Source organism: Streptomyces sp. SID3212, assembly GCF_009865405.1.
Lineage (GTDB): Bacteria > Actinomycetota > Actinomycetes > Streptomycetales > Streptomycetaceae > Streptomyces.
Genome location: NZ_WWJY01000285.1, coordinates 1 through 2,817, shown reverse-complemented (window position 1 = coordinate 2,817; position 2,817 = coordinate 1). Strand labels below are relative to the sequence as shown.

The window sequence follows — 2,817 nt, the reverse complement described above, 5'->3', positions numbered from 1 at the left end:
CCGGCCCTGCCTTGGCCCACCGCGCGAGGACCGCCGCCATCCGCCCGTCCCGCCACGCGGAACCCGCCCCGTCCGTGACCACCAGGATCATCGTCCGGGCCGAGGGGTCCGCCACCGAAGCCCCGGGGCGCGTCGCGGCGGACGACGACCATGGCCGGCCCAGCCGTACGTCCGGGTCGCCGGGGCCGTAACGGATCTGATGGACGTCCACCTGGCGGAACGCGCCGCTGCGTTCGAGGACGGCTCGCAGTTCGGCGCAGTGGCGTTCCCACAGGGCCATGGACAGGCCGCCGTCGATGACCAGGGCCAGTCGCAGCCACCGTTCCGGCCGGGCCCGCAGCACCAACTGCGGGGTGTCCGTGTCCGCCTGGGCCGCCGCCGTGGCCGCCTCGTCAAGTTCGGTGGCCCGGCGGCCCGGTCTGCGGCGCTTGAGCGGCCTCAGGGCCCTGCCGAGGGCGAGTTCCTGGTCCAGAGCCTTCGCGCCGGGCATCCACAGCGCCTGGCCCGGCGCCCCCGCGCCGGAAGGGGCGCCCACCGCCCCGGGGGCTCGGGGTGGTTCGGGTACGGCGGCGGGCGGTGCCCCAACCGCGTCGGCAAGCAGATCCTCGGGGTCGGCCTCCTCGTCCGCCGGTGGCGGGACGACTCCCGGTCCTTCGGCGGCGGGGGCAGCCGGCTGCGTGAGGTCCCGGGACGCGGTCGCGAGGAGCGGCGCCGCGATCCCGCGTGGGACCACGCCGGCCAGCCAGAGGGCGTCGAGGAAGAACTCCTCGTCCTCCCGCTCCCAGGGGATCCCCGCCTCCGCCAGGATCGCTCGCGCCTTCCGGAACATGGATCAGCCGCCCGAGTTGAGCCGGTGGAGCAGGGTCTTCAGCAGTCCGTCGGCGTCCAGCCGGGCTCCCCCGCTCCGCAGGAACACCGCGTTGAGGAGCTGGTCGGTGGCCAGTTCGCCCACGGCCCGCTGGTTCAGGAACGCGGTGACCAGATCCTCCGCCCCGTCCAGGGCGCGGGCTCCGAGATGGCTGGCGATGATCGCGCGCAGCCGTGTCTCGTCCGGGTCCCCGAGGTGCAGGGGCAGGCAGCGGCGGCGGAACGCCGGGGGGAAGTCCCGCTCACCGTTGCTGGTGATGACAACGACGGGAAACTCCGTGCAGCGGACCATGCCGCGCGTCACCAGGGACCGCCGGTGCGGATCCGCGGTCAGCACGTTCACCTGGCTCCGGTCCTCGGGCAGCCGGGACAGTTCGGGGATCTCGAACGTGCCGTCCTCGAACACGGTAAGCAGGTCGTTCGGCAGGTCGATGTCCCCCTTGTCGAGTTCGTCGACCAGGAGGAGCCTCGGGCGTTCCGCCGGGACGAGCGCGGTGCCCATGGGGCCGAGGCGGACGAACGTCCCGATGTCGGGGGTGTCCCCCGGGGAGTCCCTGTGGAGGTTGGTCTCCTGGAGCCGGCCGATGGCGTCGTACCGGTACAACGCGTCCTGGAGCGTGGAGCGGCTGTTGACGGGCCAGTGCAGCACCGGTCCCAGGTCCAGTTCATGGGCGATGGCGGCGGCCAGCGACGACTTCCCCGTGCCGGGATGCCCGGTGACCAGCAGGGGCCGCCTCAGGTGCAGCGCGGCGTTGATGACATCGGTCTCGGCCGCGCCGATCACGTACCGGGGGCCGTCGTCGTCCTCCCCGGTGGGCTCCGGGTCGGAGAAGCGCCGCCAGGGCGGGGCCGCCGGGAGGGGGGTCGTACGGCGGGTCCCGTCCCCACGGAAGAGTTGCCAGGAGGCGTCCTCGCCGACATCGGCCGGTCCTGCGACACCGGCAGGTCCGGCGAGCGGCGGGACGGACACGTCGGAGGCCTCTGACACCTCGGGCTCGTACGACATCAGGAACTCACTTCTCGGGATTCGGACAGTTCGGTGAGCGACAGCACGGGCGGGAGGGGGCGGTCCTCGTCCTCGAACAGCAGGGCCGGACGTACGGGATGGGCCTCCGGGTCGTCGCACACCCTCGCCCGGTAGTCCCTGACGCGCCCCGGCAGCCGCTCCGCCGAATCCCCGGGAGCCAGCGGGTCGAAGTGCGGAGGCGGTACGGCCTCCGTCGCCCGCCGGTCCCACAGGACCACCGGGTAGCCAAGGTGGAGGGCGAGCTGGACGAGGTTCGCCCGGGCCTTCGTCCCCGCCCGGACCACCACCCGTGACGCCTCGCTGTCCGCTTTCAGCGCCCCGTACGCCGCACGGCCCTCCGCGTGCCGGTCGTCCAGGTAGACCACCTTGCCGCCCGCGCGCCCGGCCCACCGGTGCCGCAGCTGGGCCCGGCGCCGCCTCTCGCCGTCGGGCGACGCCAGGGGCGCCGAGCGGACCACGGTCGCCCGTTCGACGCCGAGCACGTTCGGCACCGGGTCGAACGGGTCCGCGCCGTCCCAGGTCTCGACGGGCAGGTGCAGGGCGTCGGGTTGCAGCAGGACCTCCACCATCGGCTCACCTCCCACCAGCGGGTGCAGTTCGTGGATCGCCCGCTCGATGCGGCTCACCACCTGGCTCGGGGTCAGCGGGGCACTGTGCTCGCCGGCGGACCTGACCAGTTCGCCGGTGCCCGTGTCGACCCATATCGCGCAGGTGTAGAGATCCGGGCAGGCCGCGCCGTTACGGGCGGCCACCCCCTCAATCTCACCGCCCCCACCGGCCACACCGACTCCGCCACCACCCGCCGACGCGGAGTCGACGTCCAGCTGGACGAGAACACGCGGCGGACGCGCGGAGCGGTCGAGGGCGGCGGCCCACGCGTCGGCGTCCGCGCGCCGTTCGTCCAGGCCGCCCGCGCGGACCCC

The 2,817-nt window shown here is 74.1% G+C and carries 1 protein-coding gene and 2 pseudogenes; all 3 read right to left on the bottom strand.

What is annotated here, in order from left to right; all coding sequences use genetic code 11:
- Positions 1-829, bottom strand: a pseudogene (locus tag GT042_RS08865) (hypothetical protein); the annotation flags it as partial.
- A gap of 3 nt (positions 830-832) precedes the next feature.
- Positions 833-1,873 carry a MoxR family ATPase gene (locus GT042_RS08860; protein ID WP_161308158.1) on the bottom strand — a complete coding sequence of 347 codons (1,041 nt, stop codon included), beginning with the start codon at positions 1,871-1,873 and terminating at the stop codon, positions 833-835.
- Positions 1,873-2,817: pseudogene (locus GT042_RS08855) on the bottom strand (hypothetical protein); the annotation flags it as partial. The pseudogene GT042_RS08855 and the gene GT042_RS08860, both read right to left, overlap by 1 nt.

Bases quoted from the DNA above. Each gene is read 5' to 3' on its own strand.
- GT042_RS08860 (WP_161308158.1), bottom strand. From the start codon at position 1,873: ATGTCGTACGAGCCCGAGGTGTCAGAGGCCTCCGACGTGTCCGTCCCG.